At 54.6% G+C, this 19,725-nt stretch carries 17 protein-coding genes; all 17 read right to left on the bottom strand.

The window, feature by feature from the left end; translation table 11 throughout:
• Positions 1-439 precede the first annotated feature (439 nt).
• A complete protein-coding gene (locus B5F17_RS01705; RefSeq protein ID WP_016147986.1) occupies positions 440-856 on the bottom strand; it encodes a CBS domain-containing protein in 417 nt (138 codons plus the stop codon).
• A 108-nt stretch (positions 857-964) separates the two neighbouring features.
• A complete protein-coding gene (locus tag B5F17_RS01700; RefSeq protein WP_087370124.1) occupies positions 965-2,755 on the bottom strand; it encodes a bifunctional homocysteine S-methyltransferase/methylenetetrahydrofolate reductase in 1,791 nt (596 codons plus the stop codon).
• Between the two features lie 3 nt (positions 2,756-2,758).
• Positions 2,759-5,131: a homocysteine S-methyltransferase family protein gene (locus B5F17_RS01695; RefSeq protein WP_087370122.1), complete on the bottom strand. Its 2,373-nt coding sequence runs from the start codon at positions 5,129-5,131 to the stop codon at positions 2,759-2,761.
• Between the two features lie 5 nt (positions 5,132-5,136).
• Complete coding sequence (locus B5F17_RS01690; RefSeq protein WP_087370120.1) at positions 5,137-5,805, bottom strand: hypothetical protein; 669 nt, start codon at positions 5,803-5,805, stop codon at positions 5,137-5,139.
• Positions 5,789-6,577, bottom strand: a complete 789-nt coding sequence (locus tag B5F17_RS01685; protein WP_087370118.1) for a type II toxin-antitoxin system RelB family anti-toxin — start codon at positions 6,575-6,577, stop codon at positions 5,789-5,791. Before B5F17_RS01685 ends, B5F17_RS01690 begins: the two co-directional genes overlap by 17 nt.
• A 145-nt stretch (positions 6,578-6,722) precedes the next feature.
• The gene (locus B5F17_RS01680) at positions 6,723-7,484 is read right to left on the bottom strand and encodes a type II toxin-antitoxin system RelB family anti-toxin (RefSeq protein ID WP_087370116.1); all 762 of its coding nucleotides are present in this window, start codon (positions 7,482-7,484) and stop codon (positions 6,723-6,725) included.
• Positions 7,485-7,768: 284 nt separating this feature from the next.
• Positions 7,769-8,968 carry an adenosylmethionine--8-amino-7-oxononanoate transaminase gene (gene bioA / locus B5F17_RS01675; protein WP_087370114.1) on the bottom strand — a complete coding sequence of 400 codons (1,200 nt, stop codon included), beginning with the start codon at positions 8,966-8,968 and terminating at the stop codon, positions 7,769-7,771.
• Entirely contained in the window at positions 8,965-9,663 is a 699-nt protein-coding gene (bioD, locus tag B5F17_RS01670) for a dethiobiotin synthase (protein WP_087370112.1), read from the bottom strand. Before bioD ends, bioA begins: the two co-directional genes overlap by 4 nt.
• Entirely contained in the window at positions 9,656-10,627 is a 972-nt protein-coding gene (gene bioB, locus B5F17_RS01665) for a biotin synthase BioB (protein WP_087370110.1), read from the bottom strand. Before bioB ends, bioD begins: the two co-directional genes overlap by 8 nt.
• A 7-nt stretch (positions 10,628-10,634) precedes the next feature.
• Positions 10,635-11,189: a biotin transporter BioY gene (locus B5F17_RS01660; RefSeq protein ID WP_087370108.1), complete on the bottom strand. Its 555-nt coding sequence runs from the start codon at positions 11,187-11,189 to the stop codon at positions 10,635-10,637.
• A gap of 3 nt (positions 11,190-11,192) precedes the next feature.
• The gene (locus B5F17_RS01655) at positions 11,193-12,182 is read right to left on the bottom strand and encodes a biotin--[acetyl-CoA-carboxylase] ligase (RefSeq protein ID WP_087370106.1); all 990 of its coding nucleotides are present in this window, start codon (positions 12,180-12,182) and stop codon (positions 11,193-11,195) included.
• A 125-nt stretch (positions 12,183-12,307) separates the two neighbouring features.
• Positions 12,308-13,096, bottom strand: a complete 789-nt coding sequence (locus B5F17_RS01650) for a TatD family hydrolase (RefSeq protein WP_087370104.1) — start codon at positions 13,094-13,096, stop codon at positions 12,308-12,310.
• On the bottom strand, positions 13,093-13,284 hold the full coding sequence (locus B5F17_RS01645) for a DUF4177 domain-containing protein (RefSeq protein WP_087370102.1): 192 nt from the start codon (positions 13,282-13,284) through the stop codon (positions 13,093-13,095). The genes B5F17_RS01650 and B5F17_RS01645 overlap by 4 nt, the downstream gene beginning before the upstream one ends.
• Positions 13,285-13,364: 80 nt before the next feature.
• Positions 13,365-15,359, bottom strand: a complete 1,995-nt coding sequence (gene metG / locus B5F17_RS01640) for a methionine--tRNA ligase (protein WP_087370100.1) — start codon at positions 15,357-15,359, stop codon at positions 13,365-13,367.
• Positions 15,360-15,514: 155 nt separating this feature from the next.
• Positions 15,515-16,339, bottom strand: a complete 825-nt coding sequence (locus B5F17_RS01635) for a DUF975 family protein (RefSeq protein ID WP_087370098.1) — start codon at positions 16,337-16,339, stop codon at positions 15,515-15,517.
• 24 nt (positions 16,340-16,363) lie between these two features.
• Complete coding sequence (locus tag B5F17_RS01630) at positions 16,364-18,403, bottom strand: VanW family protein (protein ID WP_087370096.1); 2,040 nt, start codon at positions 18,401-18,403, stop codon at positions 16,364-16,366.
• A 217-nt stretch (positions 18,404-18,620) separates the two neighbouring features.
• On the bottom strand, positions 18,621-19,724 hold the full coding sequence (gene ychF, locus B5F17_RS01625) for a redox-regulated ATPase YchF (protein WP_087370094.1): 1,104 nt from the start codon (positions 19,722-19,724) through the stop codon (positions 18,621-18,623).
• Position 19,725 lies beyond the last annotated feature (1 nt).

Raw genomic sequence — 19,725 nt, 5'->3', positions numbered from 1 at the left:
TTTTTTGTACCGCGTGTCAATTTCATCAGGAAATTGACCAAGGTACCAACCGCTAAAGTTTTTTAAGCGCTCACCTTTCGGTGAAGTGCTTATTTATTTTACCAGACTCGCTTTTGTTTGTCAAGCTCTTTTTTAACTTTTTTCGAAGTTTTTCGCACTCCGAATCGCTAAATCTGAACTTTTCCAAACTTTTCGTCCGGTTTCGCTGTCCGTGTGGTCAGCTTATTTATAATACCACACCGAAGAGCTTCTGTCAATAAGTTTTTTTCATTTTTTGAAGTTTATTCGAAAAACTTTGTAACTTATTAGGTTTTCTTCGTGGTATGCCGTCCTCAAACAGACAGCTTAAATATAATACCACCAGCTTTTCCCAAAGTCAACAGGTTTCGACGATTTTTTGTAAGAAAAAGTCCCGACGCGCTGCGCCGGGACTCTCCCTTTATGTCTGCGTTTCCTTGAGGTGTTTGTAGCAATAATCAAAGATCTTCTTTCGTGTCACGATGCCAATGAACATATTTCGGTCATCGGTCACCGGCACAAAATTCTGGTTGGCTGCACGAGACAGCAAATCAAAGATCGTCGCGTTTGCATCGACCGCCTTATTATCACAGCGCCGCGGCAAATCACGCATTTGCAGCGACATAGTCTTCTTCTTGCCAATCAACTCACCGCACGAACAGATCATCCAGAGAAAATCACCTTCCGTTACCGTTCCAATGTATTCTCCATCTCGCGAGATCAGCGGAATCGCATGATAACCACTCGCCTGCAACTTGTCCAAGCCTTCCTTAATTCCCATATCCTCATATAAATAGGTCACTTCGCTCTTATGGGTCAAGAAAAACATAATATTCATGAAAGCACATCCTTAAAAACATCACAGTACAATTATGTTTACTTTATTTTACCAAATGGTATGATATCATTCAAGGCATGTGCTGGACAGTTTGCACAATGTTTACAATTAGGAATGATCTGTTTCTGTAGATTTATTCAGTTCTCGTAAAATTCGCGTAATCAGGCTCACGCGCTGGAACGGCGTGATGAAATACCAGCCCGCAGTGTACGGTTCCATGCGCTGTGCCAGCTGTACCGAAAGGTCGACCGCGAGATCTTCAGCCGCCTCGCGATCTAATCCCTCATAGCGGTTGATGACACCCTGCGAAATCTCAATGCCTGCGACCTCATTGTTCATATAGAGTGCATTGCGATGGCTGACAATCGGGATAACGCCGCCCAAAATATCGGCGTCCAATTCCTCATGTGCATGAATCAGGTTCTCAAATGCGCGGGATGTGAAGACCGGCTGGGTCAGGAAGCCAGCAACGCCTTGCTCTACCTTGCGCTTGGCCTTGCGCAGCTCGACCTCAAAATTAGCCGCATTGACATTGAGCGCACCAAATACACGGAACGGTGCCGTCACGCCCTGTTCACCGAGTTCCCGAATATAGCCTGCAAGCACAGCAGAATTGAACGAAAAGACACCCTTGACCTCATCGCGTTCGGCAGACGGAATGGGGTCGCCCGTCACAACCAGCACGTTGCGCACTTCCTCAGCCGACAAGCCGAGCAGCAGCGCCTTGGTCGCATTGATGTTGCGGTCACGGCAAGTCATGTGCGGGATGGGGTCGATATCCAATTCCCGGCGCAGCTTGGCAGCCAGCAGCGAACTATCCGCACGGGCACGGGCAATCGGACAGTCTGCAATCGTGACCGCGTCCACGCCTGCTTCCTTGAGTGCTTTGGCACCTGCCATAAACTTTTCCAGATTATCATCCGCCGGCGGGTCCAACTCGACTGCAATGACGCGCTTCTTGGCTGCAAACTTATCTGCCAGACGGTTTTTCACCTTGCGCGGCTTGACCTCAACCTGAGCCGCTGCCGGTTCGGGCTTGATCTCCTCCTCGTTGAGTGCTTCAGCCGTCAGGCGAATATGCTCGGGTGTGGTACCACAGCAGCCGCCGATAATCTTCGCGCCCGCCGCGACGATCTCAACCATACGCGATGCAAAGTATCCCGCACGGTTTTCAAAGAAGGTGCGTCCGTCCACAATGGTCGGATAACCGGCGTTTGGCATCACGCTGAGCATCGCCGGGTCGGCTGCCGGACGTTCCTTGCCAAACAAGTCGGCATTGGCGCGCGCCTGTGCGAGCAGATGATTGGGACCGGACACGCAGTTGAAGCCAGCCGCGTCGATCACCGGGCAGTTCGTCACACGCTCCAAAACTGCACGGGCAGACAGTCCTTGACGGGTAAAGCCATCGGGCGAGACCGCAAACGAAGCGATCAGAAAGGCATCCGGACATCTTGCCTTGATGTATGCCGCCAGTGCGTACAGGTCATCGTCGTCCGACCAGGTCTCAAACAGGAAATTCTTGGCACCCAGCGCCAGAAACTCATCTACAATCTGCTCATATTCGCCGTTCGGGTCGGTGATCGGTCCGATATCGGCAAAGACGAACGCACGGTAAGGCTCGGCAACCTTGGTTGCAATCTTCCAGCCCTGTCGGATGACCGTGCGCACCTCGTCAAATTTACATTCCAATGCGTGCGTATTAGCCGCAAAGGTATTGGTCTTGATTGCGCGTGCGCCCGACTCCAGATAGTTTTTATGTACCTCTGCCACCTTAGCCGGTGCATTACAGTTGGCGAGCTCACATTTTCCCGGATACTCGGGATGCACCGACCGAAAATAAGTGCCCATCGCACCATCAAACAGCAATGTTTTATGCTTCAGATATTCTCTCAGTTCCATGCTTTATCCCAGTACCTCCCTGCAAATATCCACCGATTCGCGCGCATCGCGTGCGTAGTAATCCGCGCCCATCTTGTGCGCATACTCCGGCGTCAGCACTGCGCCGCCGACCCAAATCTTACACGGATGACCGCTCGCACGCAGCGCCTTGATGGTCTCATCCATGTTGGCCAGCGTCGTAGTCATGAGTGCCGACAGACCGATCAGGTGCACATCCTCGCGGATGGCGGTCTCGACCACGGTCTCGATGGGTACGTCACGTCCCAGATCGATGACGCGATAGCCGTAGTTTTCTACAATGGTCTTGACGATATTCTTACCGATATCGTGAATATCTCCCTTTACCGTCGCAACGATGACCTTGCCCTTGGAAACCGTTCCGGTTCCCTTCTTGGCCATCTCGGTGCGGATGATCTCGAAGGCTTCCTGTGCTGCGCCTGCCGAGTTGATGAGCTGCGGCAGGAAGATTTCTCCGCGCTCAAAGCGTCCGCCGACCACGTCCAATGCCGGGATGAGCAGTTCATTGACAATATCCAGTTCCGACTTGCCCGACGCGAGCAGATTGACAGTCAGGCGGCGTGCTTCGTCCTTGAGTCCCTTCTCAACCGCACGCGGCAGCGTAGTCTGCTCCTCTTGGGAAGCGGTCGGCTGCACCGGTGCTGCCGGCTGACCGGAATATGCTGCAATGTATGCTTCGGCGTTCTTATCTCTGTTATACAGGACATTGAATGCACGGATGGTATCCATAATCGCCGGGGTATTGGGATTTACGATGGGCAGATCCAGACCATACGACAGCGCAAGCGTCAGGAAACTGGTGGTAATCAAGCTGCGATTTGGCAGACCAAACGAAATATTGGACACACCCAGTGTGCAGTGCAGACCCAGACGGTCACGTACCATCTGCATAGCTCTCAGGGTCTCGACCGCCTTGTCCTGCTCAGCCGATACGGTGAGCGTCAGGCAGTCGATGAACACGTCTTCCTTGGGAATGCCGTAGGACAGCGCTGCGTTTAAAATGCGTTCGGCAATGGCAAATCGCTCCTCAGCCGTTGCCGGGATGCCGTTCTGGTCCATTGCCAGACCGATGACTGCCGCACCGTACTTCTTGACGATGGGCAGTACACGTGCGAGTACTTCGGGTTCACCGTTGACCGAGTTGACAATCGCCTTACCGTTGACCACGCGCAGACCGGCTTCCAGCGCGTCCTGATTGGACGAGTCGATCTGAAGCGGCAGATCGGTGACCGACTGGATGGCCTTGACCACCTTAACCATCATGGACGGCTCATCCACACTCGGAAGACCGACGTTGACGTCCAGAATGTGTGCGCCTGCGTCGGCCTGCTCGACCGCCTGACCCAGAACATAGTCCATATCACCGTCGCGCAGTGCCTGCTGGAAACGCTTCTTGCCGGTCGGGTTGATGCGCTCACCGATGACACACACACCGTCTACGACCACGGTCTCGGTCGGAGTACATACCACCGTGCGGCGTACGACTTCCCGCTCGGCTGCGGTCTGTCCGTGGGTTGCCTGCACCAGCTCACGGATGCAATCGGGCGACGTACCGCAGCAACCACCCAGATACTGAACACCCAGCGCCGGGAATTTCGCCATCTCACGGGCAAAATCATCGGGCGTAATGCTGTACGCACCGGTTTCCGGGTCGGGCAGGCCTGCATTGGCCTTGACGATGAGAGGCAGAGCGGTCAAACGGCTCATTTCCTCCACGATGGGATAGAGCTCTACCGGACCAAGCGAACAGTTCACGCCCAGCGCATCCACGCCCAGGCCATCCAGCACAGCGCACATCGCGTCAACCGAACAGCCGGTGAAGGTGCGATGGTTAGGCTCGAAGGTCATGGTGACAAAGACCGGCTTGTCGCTGTTTTCCTTGGCTGCCAGCACACCGGCCTTGACCTCATACAGGTCGGTCATGGTCTCAAAGATGATGAGGTCGGCATCCTGTCCGGCTTCGATGATCTCACGGAAAATATCGTATGCTTCCTCAAAGGGCAGCGTGCCGTAAGGCTCGAGCAGACGACCAATCGGGCCGATATCGAGCGCGACGCGAGGACGATCTACGTCCGGGTGATCTGCACAGAAAGTATCCACTGCACGGCGAGCGCAGGCAACGCCTGCGCGAATGGCCTCGGTCGTATCCACGCCCTCGCGCGCCAGCTTTTCTCGATTCGCGCCAAAGGTGTTGGCATAAATAATCTGCGCACCTGCTTCGAGGTACGCCAGATGGGTACGGACAATGAGGTCGGGATTTTCCAGATTGAGCGTCTCAGGGGCGCGTCCGGTTTCCAGTCCGGCCTGCTGCAGCATGGTGCCCATTGCACCGTCCAAATAACAGAGTGTTCTTTGCATGTTCTTTATTCTCTCCCACAGGTTTTTCCAGCCTTGCGAAAGGCACAGGTCTCAAACATCGAGCAATACGCGCAGCCGCGGAATCGCTTGGTCTGCGGCTTGTTCGCCAGTCCAATGATCGCGGTCACCGACTTGCGTGGTGTCAATATATGTGTACTCGTCACGGTCAGTCCGATGCGGCGCGGCGCGTCCACCAGCCGGACGAAATCATCTTGCAATAAAATAGGCAGGTCGCCATAACCCGGACTGAAACGGTCGGTCAGGTAAACACCCTCACCAACCGCACTCTGGATTTCCCGCTCAGCTGCATCACAGACCGCCTCGATCGCCGCCGAACCACAGCAGTCCAGCACGACCGCGCGTGACATGTCACGCACCTGCGCTCTGCGAATGGCAAGTTCCAAGCCACCACCCAGCGTTGCGGCAAGCAGCACCACACGATCACTGTCAGCCAGCATATTCGGAATGTCCTGGCCGACAAAGGCCAGTTCAGGCGTGTGCGCCTCCCAGTCAATCGGCAGAATCCGATAGGTAAAGCGCGGCTCGGACACGCGCAGGGTCTCTGCCATACAGTCATCGATCAGCGCGTCGACCTCGGGCGGAATCTCACTGCCCGTCCAGCGCAGGTATTGCAAAACTTCTTTTCGATTAAAGGTCTCAAGATTCAGATTCATGTTTCTTCCGTTCCCTATGCTGTAATTTCCAGGTGATATGGCCAACGAGCAGGCCAAGCCCAATCATAATTGCGATGCCAGCCAGCCATAAAACCCAAACATGCGCACTGAGCCATTGCGAGATCTGGCTATCATAATACTTGTAAAAGTCCCAGTAAGTCGACTGCGCGGTCAGTGCGTGAACCTCTACAAACTGATCGGTTGCATGTTTTACCAACGTTTCCCCCAAACGCAAATCCTCTAAAACATAATTGGCCAATTCATAAAGAGCGTACGTTGGAAGAACAGAAAGCGTGGTCAACCACGTTGCACAAAATACCTTACGCTGACGCAGGGTTTCCCGTCCGGGTATCCAGATATTGACTGCGATATACCCACTGATAGACAGCGCCATCGCCAGCAAATATGGTGTACTGACCCAAAATCCATAAACACCACTTAACCAATATGGTACTACAACGATCAAAACGACCTCCGACAGCATGACCGCAATTTTATATTGTTTGCGTTTTCGCTCTTCGAGATACTTCCGGGTCTGCTCCCCGATTTCCGGGGTCTTGGGTCTGCGCTCGCCTGCCAGCAGCTCATCCACGGTCACACCGAGGTTTTCTGCAAGTGCAGGCAAGATCGTGATATCCGGCAGACCGTCACCAGTCTCCCACTTGGACACTGCCTTGTTGGTCAGTCCCAAGCGATCGGCCAATGCCTGTTGAGTCAGTCCGCTTTCCTTTCGTCTCTCTGCAATGAATGCACCGATTTTCCGGTTTTCCATAATGCTCCCTCCTTTGTGCTTTCAGCATAGCGTGCCGGGTGTCCACCGACAACCCACCGCCTGCTGTAATTCACTCCACGCAGCGTGGAATCTGCTGGAAGGTGTCAAAAATGTACTATTTTCTGCTATTCTCAGTCATTGCAGGTCAATCTTTACTTACAATCTTTGGATTCTTTTTGTGCTGTACTTTCCAGCTCAAAAAGGCTAGCAACATACCGAGCAGCACGGTCAAAATCCAAGCAACAACCAAAAGCAGTCGATAATACGTCGTAATCCAGTCCATGATCTGTGTCGTGCGCTGGTTAATCTCCCCCAATTCAAACGACCTTCCCGTCCATTCATACCAGTCTATTACAAGATCTTTGATAACCGCTTTCGGCGTGCTTCCGTCCGCAATCTGTCCGCGCATCCAGGAGGTATACAGCGCCACAAACGGCAGCCCTTTCATTCCAGCACCCCAAAGCGCACCAAACAGTACGCGTCGGCGCAGAGATTCTTTTCCGGGAAAATATACATGCACGCCGATGTATCCCGCAATCGAGACAATCAGCATCACCCAGTACAGCCATTCCGAAGTGCGCAAAAGGCCACCGCCTACACCAATGACTGCCACAGCCAAAAGTCCAACGATCTGCCGACGATGTGCACGGTCTTCGAGATACTTCCGGGTCTGCTCCCCGATTCCCGGGGTCTTGGGTCTGCGCTCACCTGCCAGCAGCTCATCGACGGTCACACCGAGGTTTTCTGCGAGTGCAGGCAAGATCGTGATATCCGGCAGACCGTCACCGGTCTCCCACTTGGACACTGCCTTGTTGGTCAGTCCCAATCGATCAGCCAATGCCTGTTGGGTCAGTCCGCTTTCCTTTCGCCTCTCTGCAATGAATGCACCGATTTTCCGGTTCTCCATAACGATCCCTCCTTTGTGCTTTCAGCATAGCGTGTCAGGTGTCCACGGACAACCCACCGTCTGCTGAAATTCACTCCACGCAGCGTGGAGCAGGCAGGATTGGAAACAAAAACGTCATTTCTGTCTGCGTTTTCGGAATTTTTTGTTTTGGTCAAGTGTGTTTGCACGTCCGGTATTTTGGTACAAAAGACCCGCGCTTACGCTACTTGACGTTACAAGTATATCATAAGCGCGGGCTGATTGACAGTTATTTCCTTATATTTTTCGCACACAGACCGGCGTCCTCACCGGGAAAACCAAGCCTTCATACAGTCCAGCACGGTGACGAGCTGATCTTCCGAGATGACATAGGGCACCATAGCGTACAGATAATTCAGAAACGGACGGCTGAACACGCCCCGTTCGCAGGCAAACTGCTGATATCCGCGCAGCGTCTCGGAATCATAAACTTCAATGCACACACATCCGCCCATAATGCGAATTTCACGGATACGCGGGTCAGAAAAGCCATCTAGTTCCCGTCTGGTAATGGCCTCAATACGTGCAATCTTGTCCATATAGTGCTCGGACTCAAACAGCTCGATAGACTTGAGCGCCACGCTGCACGCCAGTGCATTGCCCATAAAAGTCGGGCCGTGCATGAGGGCATGCGCGGGGTCATCGTCGTAAAACCCATCGTAAACCTTATGATTTGCGACCGTAACCGCATGGCCGATATAGCCGCCGGTCAGCGCCTTGCCCAACACCAGAATGTCCGGCAGTACCAGATCGGCAACAAAGCGATTGCCCGTGCGTCCAAAGCCGGTTGCAACCTCGTCGAAGATGAGCAGCACACCGTACTGATCGCACAGCGCACGGGCACGCTGCAAAAACGAGACATCATACATTCGCATGCCGCCTGCACCCTGCAAGAGCGGTTCGACGAGCACACAGTTGAGCTTATCATGATACTGCGCAAATGCCTGCTCCAGTGCCGCAATCTCGGTCGGGATATGCACGACATACGGACTTTTTCCGTAGGCATTCAGCACGAAGTGATAGTCCTCGTCATCACCTGCCTCCATGGTCTTGAAGGTGTCTCCATGGTAAGCATGCTCAAGTGCCAAAATCATCGTGCGCTGCTGCTCACCGCGATTGACGTAATATTGCAGCGCCATTTTGAGCGCGACCTCGACGGCTACGCTGCCCGAGTCCGAAAAAAAGCAGTAATCCAGATCTCCCGGCAAAAAGGACTGCAATTTATCCGACAGTTTGCGCACCGGCTCATGTGTCAAACCGCCCAGCATGACATGGGAGAACTTGCCCACCTGTTCTATGATGGCTTCATTCAGCGCCGGGTGTTTGTAGCCATGAATGACGCTCCACCACGAGGATACCGAGTCGATCATTTTGTGCTCTTTGGTATACAGATACACGCCCTCGGCATCCACGATTTCAAACGGTGCCGGCATGGTTTTCATCTGCTGATAGGGATACCAGATCATACGTCCGCCTCCTTGTACAGTGCTTCGAGCGTCTCTGCGTCCAGGTCGAGGTCGGTATCTCCCTGCCGGACGCAGGCCACGACCGGCACACCGGTGAGAAGTTCGCACATAGTTTTATTGTCCTTGTGCATGAGATTCCCCGGCTCAAACCGGTTGAACACGATGCCGCGCAGTGCAATTCCCTGTTCTTTCAGGTAGGCCGCAGTCAGTCCCACGGCGTTGATCGTACCCAGACCAGCATCTGCAACCAGCAGACAGTCCATCTTGCACGCATGAATCAGTTCGGGAAGCAGCAGGTGCTGGGTCTGATCAAAACGAATGGGACACAGAATACCGCCCGCACCTTCCATAGTCACAAAATCGTACGCCGTGCACAGGCTGTGTAAATCTTGGGTGACGCGCGACAACTCGACCGGGTTTCCCTCGATCTGTGCAGCCAGATGCGGAGAGACTGCATGCTCGTACACATAAGGACACATGGTCGTGAGCGGCTGCTCGATACCCGATATGGTCTTGACGTGCAGCGCATCACCCGGTATCAGATTGCCCTGCGCATCCCGCTCGTTTCCGCTCATTGCCGCCTTAAAATAAGCCGCTTTCCTGCCGTGTTCGCGCAATTTTTTGACGATCAGGCCGGTCACATAGGTCTTTCCGACGTCCGTACCGGTTCCGATGACAAACAACGTCTTAGCCATGACAGCGCTTCACCTCGTATCCAAGCTCCTGCAGCATACGGCGGTCGGTCTCGACCGTAATTCCCGCTGTGGTCAGCATGTCGCCCGAAATGGCCGCGTTTGCACCAGACAGGAAGCATGCTCTGCCCTTGTCGGGCAGTAGGCCACGTCCACCGGCTAGCCGGATGGAGGCGTCGGGCAACAGAAAGCGATAAACCGCCACAATGCGACGCACCTCGTCCTCGGTCAGCGGCGTGCAGTGCTCAAGCGGCGTGCCCGAGATGGGATTGAGTACATTGATCGGCACGCTGTGAATGTCTAGCTCCCGCAGGGTCAGCGCCATATCAATGCGATCTTCTACGGTCTCGCCCAGTCCCATGATGCCGCCGCTGCACACAGTCAGACCGGCAGCCTGCGCCGCACGGATGGCCGCAATCTTGTCGTCATAGGTGTGCGTAGTGCAGATGTTGGGAAAATTCCGACGCGAGGTTTCCAGATTGTTGTGCACACGGGTCACGCCTGCGTCCCGCAGTCTCTCGTACTGCTTCTGATCGAGCAGACCGAACGACACGCAGACCGAAATGCCGGTCTCCGCGCGAATCTGCCGTACTGCTTCGCACATCGCCTCGACTTCATCATCGCTTAGCCGTTTGCCTGACGTGACGATGGAATAACGCAGCACGCCCTGCGCGTCATTTTTCTTGGCTTCGGCTGTGATTTCCTCCGCCGAAAGCAGCGGATACACGGCAGCTCCCGTATGATTGTGCGCCGACTGCGCGCAGAATTTGCAGTTTTCCGAACACTTTCCGCTCTTCCCGTTGATGATCGTGCATAGGTCAAAGGCGTCCTGACAAAATGCGCGACGGATACGGTCGGCAGCTGCGCACAGCGGCTCGAGCGGCTGGTGATACAGTTCCAGTGCCTGCTCACGGGTGATTTTTTCCCCACTGAGCACGCGCTCGCACAGGTTTTCTATCTCTGTCATGTCTCGCTTACTCCCTTTCTATGCCAATCCACGGCCGCAGTCTCTTTGCCAGAATTGCCCCTAGGATACACAGGACGATATCACCGGGCACGACCAGCAAAAAGCAGTACAGAAACAGCGGCCACAAACCAATCGGTGTGCCAAGATAAAAATTACTGATGAGGCCGTAATAGACCATGCCGAACAGATACACAATCGCAAGTCCGGCAAAATTCGCAGCCAACAGGCGTTTATAACTCGGATGATCGCTCTTGCCTGCAATAACTCCGGTCACGTATGCACCGACCGCAAAGCCAATGAGGTAGCCAAAACTGGGCTGGAAAATGTAGCCCGGGCCGCCGCCGCTCGCGAAGATGGGCAGTCCCATAAGTCCCAGAATGATATAAATGCACACCGCCGTGCAGCCGCGCTTGGCACCGAGCAGCAGTCCGGCTAGCATGGTAAACAGCGTTTGCAGGGTGAACGGTATCACCGGAACCGGAATCTTAATGAATGCACCGGCGGCGATGAGTGCGACAAACAGTGCGCACAGGGTTAAATCTTTGGTCTTTGTCACAGTCACGGGTTAAACTCCTTCCGATCGCACGCGGATGCTGATTTCACCCGAGGTCAGGCAGTCGATACGGCCATCCGCGTACTGAACATGCAGACGACACTCTCTGTCCACGTCCAGCACATGCGCCGGGTATGCCTGTCCGCCCTGCATGACCCAGATGTCCCGTCCGATGACCAGACTGCGGGCACGATAGCGCGCGGCATAGTCGCTCACGTCACGATTTTTATAATCTGCCATGAAATGATTCAAAAATGCGGCTGCAATGCGGTTTTTTCCATCGTTCTGCGCGGTCTCAAACACCGAACCGGCAATTTTTTGCAGTTCCTCCGGAAATCCGTCCTTGGGTGCATAGACGTTGATGCCTACACCGAGTACCGCATAATCCAGACAGCCATCTTCCAGTCCTAAAGCAGCCTCGGTTAGGATGCCGCACACCTTTTTGTCCCCGATAAAGATATCGTTGACCCATTTGATCTGCGCCTGTTCGCTAGATACTTCCTCAATCGCCTCGCATACGGCGACTGCCGCCATGGTGGTCAGCTTGACCGCCTCCTGTGGCTGACAGTGCGGCGGACGCAGCAGCAGGCTGAGATAAACGCCGGTCTGTGAGGGAGAAAAGAACGTCCTCCCAATGCGTCCGCGTCCCTGTGTCTGACAGGCGGACACCACGGTCACACCCTCGGGCGCACCGGCTGCCGCCCGCTCGCGCACAGCTGTGTTGGTGGAATCGACCTCGGGCAAGACGGTCAGCTGGATTTCGGCACAGTCATCGGTCAAATATTTTGCAATGCCCTGAGCAGACAGCACATCGGTTGTCTGCGACAGGCAATATCCCCGATTGCGCACGGCATCAATCGGATAACCCTCAGCACGCAAGCTGTTGACTGCCTTCCACACCGCTGCACGCGAGATCGACAGCCGCTCTGCGATATCTTCCCCGGAAAAATAAGTACCCTGATTGCTCTCAAACAGGGCGATCAGTTGTTCTCTGGTTGCCACAGCATGCACCTCCTAACTGCTTCATCATACCATGCCGCTCTTTCATTGTAAACCTTTAATTTTTAATAGGTTTACAATTGTCCGATAAAAATTCCCCAAGTCCGATAGGGCTTGGGGAAAGTCAATCAGTCAATGCCAAAAAATCGCTTGCCGTTTTCCAGCGTCACACGTGCCGCTTCCTCGAGTGTAATTCCCTTGATCTCGGCGATGGTCTCAGCCATCCGGTGCACATAGAGCGACGAATTGCGCTTGCCGCGATAGGGTTCGGGTGCCATATAGGGCGCGTCGGTCTCGATCATCAGACGCTCCATCGGAATCACTTCGATGGCTTCGCGTGCCTTCTTGGAGTTTTTGAAGGTAATCACGCCGGTAAATGAGATCATGCAGCCCAGTGCCAGCAGTTGTTTGGCAAATTCTGCCGAACCGGAATAGCAATGAAAGACGCTCCGAACATTGGGATACTGCTCCACAATGGTCAGGCTGTCCAGATGTGCCTCACGGTCGTGAATGATGACCGGCAGATCGCAGCGTCCGGCCATGCGCATCTGTGCGCGGAAGACTTCCTGCTGACGGCGGCGCTCACCCGGGTCTTTGCACCAGTAGTAATCCAGGCCGATCTCACCGATGGCCTTGACCTTGGGATGCTTTGCCATCTCCTCGATCTCTTTGAGACCGCCCGCGATCTGTTCGTCAGATACGCCCTCAATATTTTCCGGGTGATAACCGACTGCCGCGTACACGAACGGATAGCGCTCGGCGTAGGCAATCGCCTTGCGGCTGGTTTCCGGGTCACAGCCGGGATTGAGAATCAGCTGTACGCCGTTTTCGGGCATGGACGCGAGCAGCGCGTCGCGATCCTCGTCAAACCGACCGTCGTCATAGTGTGCGTGTGTATCAAATACCTGTAACATCATACCTCCCGCTCAAATACGAGGTCAATCTCCTTGATACCGCCGTTGCTGGTAAACTTGCTGGGTACAAATCCGACAAACCGCCATCCTTTCGCCGCGTAAGATGCAATAATTTTCCGGTGTTCCTGACTGCTGTTATCCATAAAAAATCCACCGCCGGTATAAATCGTCTCATAAGCATATTCGTACAAGTGTATGACCTCCTTTTGTCTGCAAAAATAACACAAGAGCGCAGAGTCTCCCCCGCGCCCTTGCCACAATCATTTCAAAATCAGCACAGCTTTGCGCCAGCTGGTACAGCGTCATCCAGCATCACCAGATGCAGCTCTTCCGTGCCGTCTTCCTTCTCACGGACAGCCGACAGGATCATACCGTTCGAAGCCTGACCCATCATCTTGCGCGGCGGCAGATTGGTGCAGGCAACCAGGGTCTTGCCCACGAGGTCTTCTGCCTTGTAGTACTTTGCAATACCGGACAGAATCTGGCGGGTCTCACCGCTGCCGTCGTTCAGCTGGAACTTGAGCAGCTTCTCGCTCTTGGGCACGTTCTCGCACGCGAGTACCTTGCAGACGGTCATCTCAACCTTTGCAAACTCGTCGATGGTGATGCAGCCCTCGGGCACTTCGACCTTCTTGCTCTTCTTCTCTTCCTTCTTGGAAGCCTTGTCCTGCTTCTTATCAGCCTTCTTGTCGGCAGAAGCGTCCTCGCCGACGATCTCTGCCAGTTTCTTTGCGATGTCGATACGACCGAACAGAATCTCAGCCTTGCCAACGCTCTGACCAACCGGCATACCGCCAAAGGCAGACAGCGACTCGATGCCCTTGTCCTCAACGTTCAGCTGCGCAAAGATCTTGTCCGCAGTCTCAGGCAGGTAAGGACGCAGCATAGTTGCAGCGAAGCGGATGGACTCGAGCAGGTTGTACAGAACAGTACCCAGACGTGCCTGCTTGGTCTCGTCCTTGGCCAGAGCCCAGGGCATGGTCTCGTCGATATACTTGTTGGAGCGGCGCAGCAGCGCAAAGATCTCGTCAATGGCGTCTGCGACGTGCAGATCCTTCATTCTGGCTTCTACCTTAGCCGACAGTTCCAGAGCCATTGCCTTGAGTTCCTCGTCGACCGGCTCAGCCGCACACGGCTCCATGATCTTGCCGTCAAAGTACTTCTGATCCATCGCAATGGTGCGGTTGACCAGATTGCCCAGAACGTTTGCCAGATCGGAGTTGATGCGCTCCATCATCATCTCATAGGTCAGCACGCCGTCGTTTGCAAACGGAATCTCATGCAGAACGTAGTAGCGCACAGCGTCTACGCCGAAATACTTGACCAGATCATCAGCATAGATGACGTTGCCTGCGGACTTGGACATCTTGCCGTCGCCGACCAGCAGCCACGGATGACCAAAGACCTGCTTGGGCAGCTCTTCCCCCAGTGCCATCAGGAAGATCGGCCAGTAAATGGTATGGAAACGGATGATGTCCTTACCGATGAGGTGTACATCAGCCGGCCAGAACTTCTTGTAGTGCTCGTCGTGGTTTCCGTCAGGGTCCCAGCCGCAGAAGGTGATATAGTTGGTCAGTGCGTCCAGCCAAACGTAAACAACGTGCTTGTCGTCAAAGGTAACCGGTACGCCCCAGTTGAAGGAGGTACGGGAAACGCACAGATCCTGCAAACCGGGCTTTAAGAAGTTGTTGACCATCTCGTTCTTACGCGACTCGGGCTGGATAAAGTCAGGATGGGTCTCGATATACTCCATCAGGCGGTCAGCGTACTTGCTCATACGGAAGAAGTATGCTTCCTCCTCTGCGTCGACGACCGGGCGGCCGCAGTCCGGGCACTTGCCGTCAACTAGCTGGCTCTCGGTCCAGAACGACTCGCAGGGCGTGCAGTACTTGCCCTTGTACGAACCCTTATAGATATCACCCTGATCGTACAGCTTCTTGAAGATCTTCTGTACCTTCTCGACGTGCATCGGATCGGTGGTACGCACGAAGCGATCATAGGTGGTGTTCATCAGATCCCAGATTTCCTTGATCTGACCTGCCACGTTGTCGACGTACTGCTGAGGCGTAATGCCTGCAGCCTCGGCCTTTTCCTGAATCTTCTGGCCATGCTCATCGGTACCGGTCTGGAAGTAAACGTCGTAACCGGTCATGCGCTTGTAGCGCGCAATGGCATCGGCCAGGACGATCTCATAGGTGTTGCCGATATGCGGCTTGGCAGACGTATAGGCAATGGCGGTCGAGATATAGTAAGGTTTCTTTTCCATTCTCTCTCATTCCTCCTAAATTCATTCAGTCTATCTTATATCATACCGGAATTTACCGCTGCAATCAATAGAATGGGCGCAAATTCCTCAAAAATACAGGCAGAAAAACCGCCGCTCGCAGTGCACAGAAGCGCAGAGCAAGCGACGGTCGCGGTTTATTCTTGTTTTTGTTCCGGAATGCTCTCGGACTGCTGGTTTTCACCGCCGTCCGGGTGCTCCAGATACCAGAAATACATGAGCAGGGCGCTGAGCAGATAGCCCCAGTAAAACAGGGTGCCGATGCCCATGGTCCACATGCCCACCAGCTGCCAGCCGAAGAAGCTGACGACCAGTACGATCAGATGCAGGTTATGTCCCTTGAACGCACGCGCCGCCTGACGGGTGGCCTGCCATGCACCCAGCGATCGGTCACGCATGATCATCGGATAGGCGATAAAGTAGCGCAGAATGCGTGCCAGGAACGGGATCATAATGACCAGATACAGGCCGCTCATCTGCAAAATCAGCTGGTACAGCTTTTCAGCGTTCTCCAAAATCGCCGGGTCGCGCAGCAGCATGAAATAGCAGTATCCAGCGGTTGCCGCAATCGGAATAATCATCCAGAGCACAATATGGACAAAGATGCACAGTCCCAGTTTGACGCTGCGCAGATAGTTTTCTACACCGGCCAGACCGTCAAATACGCACAGGAGCGGCGGACGCTCGCCAGTCAGCACGCGCATGAGAAAGCCCATAAGACCGTACACAAGCGGCATGATGAGCAAGACCACAGCGGCGACAAACAGCACAATGGGAAACAGCAGCTGTCCGGTCGAATAGATATAGGTCTGAATCGGGCCGGCAATCAGGATAATCGGCAGAACACAGATCAGAACGGCTTCCATGACCGGCAGCAGACAGCGCATGACACGCTGTTTTGCCACGATCTTGGCACGGCGCCGGATACTGACCCGGTTTGTGTGGGGTTGTTTTTGCTGCAAATTGAATTTCTTCCTTTCTGATGATCAGCTTTCCGGATCGGACGTACTCGAGGACGAACCGCTGCTGCTGGACGAAGATCCAGACGAGGAACTGCTCGAGCTGTCGGACGACGAAGAAGAATTCGTTGTGCTGGAGCTGCTGGCGGGTTCGCTTGTCGCCTCCGGGCCGACCAGGACAATCTTATCGCGCTTGCGATAGCTCGAACGGTTTGCAACTTCCTTGGTCGTCTCACCGTTCACCGTCACGTACTTATAGGTGATGGTCTTATAGCCGGTTACCGCACTCTGCTGCACTTCGGTCTCGCCCGGTTTGAGCGAAGAATCGGTCTTTTTGATGGTTTCCGGGGTCAGAGTCTCCAAAATCTCGGTTTCCAGACGGACGGTCTTGTCATCCACCTTGGTACCCATGATCGTGACCTTCATCTGACTGCCCTCACGCACGGTAATGAGCTTGATGGGATAATCGGTATTGTTTTTGAACTTAAAGTCCAGACTGCCGTAGCTGACCGTTGCATCCTCTCCAAGTGGTGTGTAAGAAACGGTCATCGAGTGGTTGGTGCGCTCGGTTACTTCCAGATCGGCGCGCAGCACGGCCATATACAGGGTCGAAGACGGCTGACATACACCGCCGCCGACCTCGTCGATCAACTGGCCGTTGGAATATGCGCCTGCTGCCTTGAATCCGCGCTCAGGAGTACGCTGACCAACGACTCCGTTGTAAGAAAACTCCTCGCCGGGATTCAAAATCGTGCCGTTCATATACTTAGCCGCCAGCGTGACGTTGTTGGTACGATCGACATTGCTGGTATTCAGGCTGGTAGAAGCCGACGCAAGTACGTCACGGAACAGCACACGGTCGAGCACTTCCTTGGTGACCTTAGCCGGCGTGACCGTGACCGGAATGGTATAGGTCGCCTCGGTGCCATCTCCAATGATCTCGCGTGCCTTATCAGCATCCATCTCGATGCCGTTCTTCTCCGGGATGATGGTCTTGCCGTCGCTCTTATCTACGATCGCGTTGGTCGGCTCGCAGTCGACCTGCGTCTTGAGTTCATCCACATCCAGCGGTTCAGGATCGGTCAGCTGGGTCTCTACCTCGTAAGGCGTGAAATCCATGGTCTCAATCTTGGTCTTGACCTCATCGCGCACCTTGTCGCGGTCAAAGCTAACCCCCGGCTTGGGCATGGTCAAAATCAGATTGGTGCCGGAAAGCTCCCAAGTTGCACCGGTCGGTTCGGTCAGCGCTTCGGATGCAATCTCATCCAGTCGCTGGTCAAGCGCGGCATCATCGACCGTAATCACCAGCTCGGCCGTCTTGCCGCCGAACAGTGCGCCGAATGCACCTGCAACGCGCTCACCCACACCGCCGGTATGACCGATATCGTACGCCGCCTGCGCGCTCGCTGCGGCATCCAGTCCGGTCGTGACGTCCTGAATGGCGATGGGATACTCGGTGTCATAGATCTTGACCTGAATGCTGCCGGTTTCAACCACCGGTCCAACCTCGGTCTGAATCTTATTCTGTGCCTCGGCCACGCTCAGTCCCCCAACTTCAACCGTGCCCGCTGTGACACCGCGGAAAACCGTATCTGTGGCGTATGTATAGCCCAGAGCCGTTCCCGCACCTGCGACCAGCAGCAGCAAAATAACAAGCGCTGCCGCTCTGCCGTGTCTCTTTTTCTTCTTTTTCGGTTTACGTCCGGCATTGTCCCGCGCGTCATAGTCCTCGGGTACATGATGACCGTACACGCGCGGCTGTTCTTCCCGATTCGGTGTTATCGTGCGCGAAGCGCTGCCGCCCTTACGGCTCTTGCCAGTCTTTGCCGGTTTGTGCTTTTTCTTGGAACGACTGTACCGCTCACTTTTTCCCCCGTGTGCAGTATTTTGTCGTACCTCGATCTTCTGTGTCTCCTGCGGCATTGCCGGCTGATGCGCCGGACGCCAAACCTGGTCGCCGTCCGCCTCAACAGTCGTCTGCGGACGTACGGGCGCGGGCTGATCGTCCATAGCTGCATACTCCCGCAGGATATCATCGACAGAGATATTCTTATTTTGTTCGCCCATCGTGGTCTCCTCTCCCCTGTCTGCCTCGGTTACTTCTCAATACAACAGACAATTTTATTCTATGCCAAATCCATGCCGATTACAATAACCAATCGGTCATCATTTCGACAAAAAGCAAGGGGACGCGCAGCGCCCCCTGTAAACTCATTCACAAAAAACGTGTCTTTCCCCTTCGGAAGTCCGGCGCTCGAAACCCCAGCCGATGCTTCCTCTTTTTTTACACGTTGAATCGGAACAGAACGACGTCGCCGTCCTGCATGACGTACTCCTTACCCTCCGAGCGTACCAGGCCCTTTTCACGAGCCGCAGCCAGCGAGCCGCATGCCATCAGGTCATCGTAAGATACAACCTCGGCACGAATGAAGCCGCGCTCAAAGTCGGTATGAATCTTACCGGCTGCCTGCGGTGCCTTGGTGCCCTTGGTGATCGTCCATGCGCGAACTTCCTGCTCGCCTGCGGTCAGATAGCTCATCAGACCCAGCAGATCGTAGCAGACACGGATCAGACGATCCAGACCGGACTCGGTCAGACCCAGATCGGACAGGAACATTTCCTTTTCTTCGGGCTCGAGGCTGGTGATATCCTCTTCGAGCTTGGCACAGATGGGCAGTACCATTGCGCCTTCCTCTTCTGCAATCTTCTGTACGGCTGCCAGACGGGCGTTCTCGGTCTGGTCGCCGGTGAAGCCGCCCTCGTCCATGTTGGCCGCATAGATGACCTTCTTTGCGGTCAGCAGGTCGGACTCTGCCATCACGCGCTGTACATCCTCGTCATCTGCAAGGCCGGGGAAGGTGCGGGCGGTCTTGCCCTCTTCCAAATGTGCCTTGAGCTTTTCCAAAATGTCAACATCAACCAGCAGCTTCTTATCTGCCTTGGCAGACTTGCGCACGCGCTCCAGGCGGCGGTCAATGTGCTCCATGTCGGACAGAATCAGCTCAAGGTTAATGGTCTCGATATCACGTGCCGGATCAACCGAACCGTCTACGTGCACAATGTTGTCGTTGTCAAAGCAGCGTACGACATGGACAATCGCGTCTACCTCACGGATGTGAGACAGGAACTTATTGCCCAGGCCCTCGCCCTTGGACGCGCCGCGCACCAGACCGGCAATGTCCACGAACTCAACAACCGCCGGGGTGGTCTTCTTGGCGTGGTACAGATCGGTCAGCGGCTGGAGACGGTAGTCGGGTACGGCAACCATGCCCACGTTGGGGTCGATGGTGCAGAACGGATAGTTCGCGCTCTCCGCGCCTGCGTTGGTGATGGCGTTGAACAGGGTCGATTTGCCGACGTTCGGCAGGCCCACGATGCCTAACTTCATA

Source organism: Butyricicoccus pullicaecorum, from assembly GCF_002160355.1.
GTDB classification, from domain to species: Bacteria; Bacillota; Clostridia; order Oscillospirales; family Butyricicoccaceae; genus Butyricicoccus; species Butyricicoccus pullicaecorum.
The sequence above is the reverse complement of the archived record's forward strand: the minus strand, read 5'-3'. Positions and strand labels throughout refer to the sequence as shown.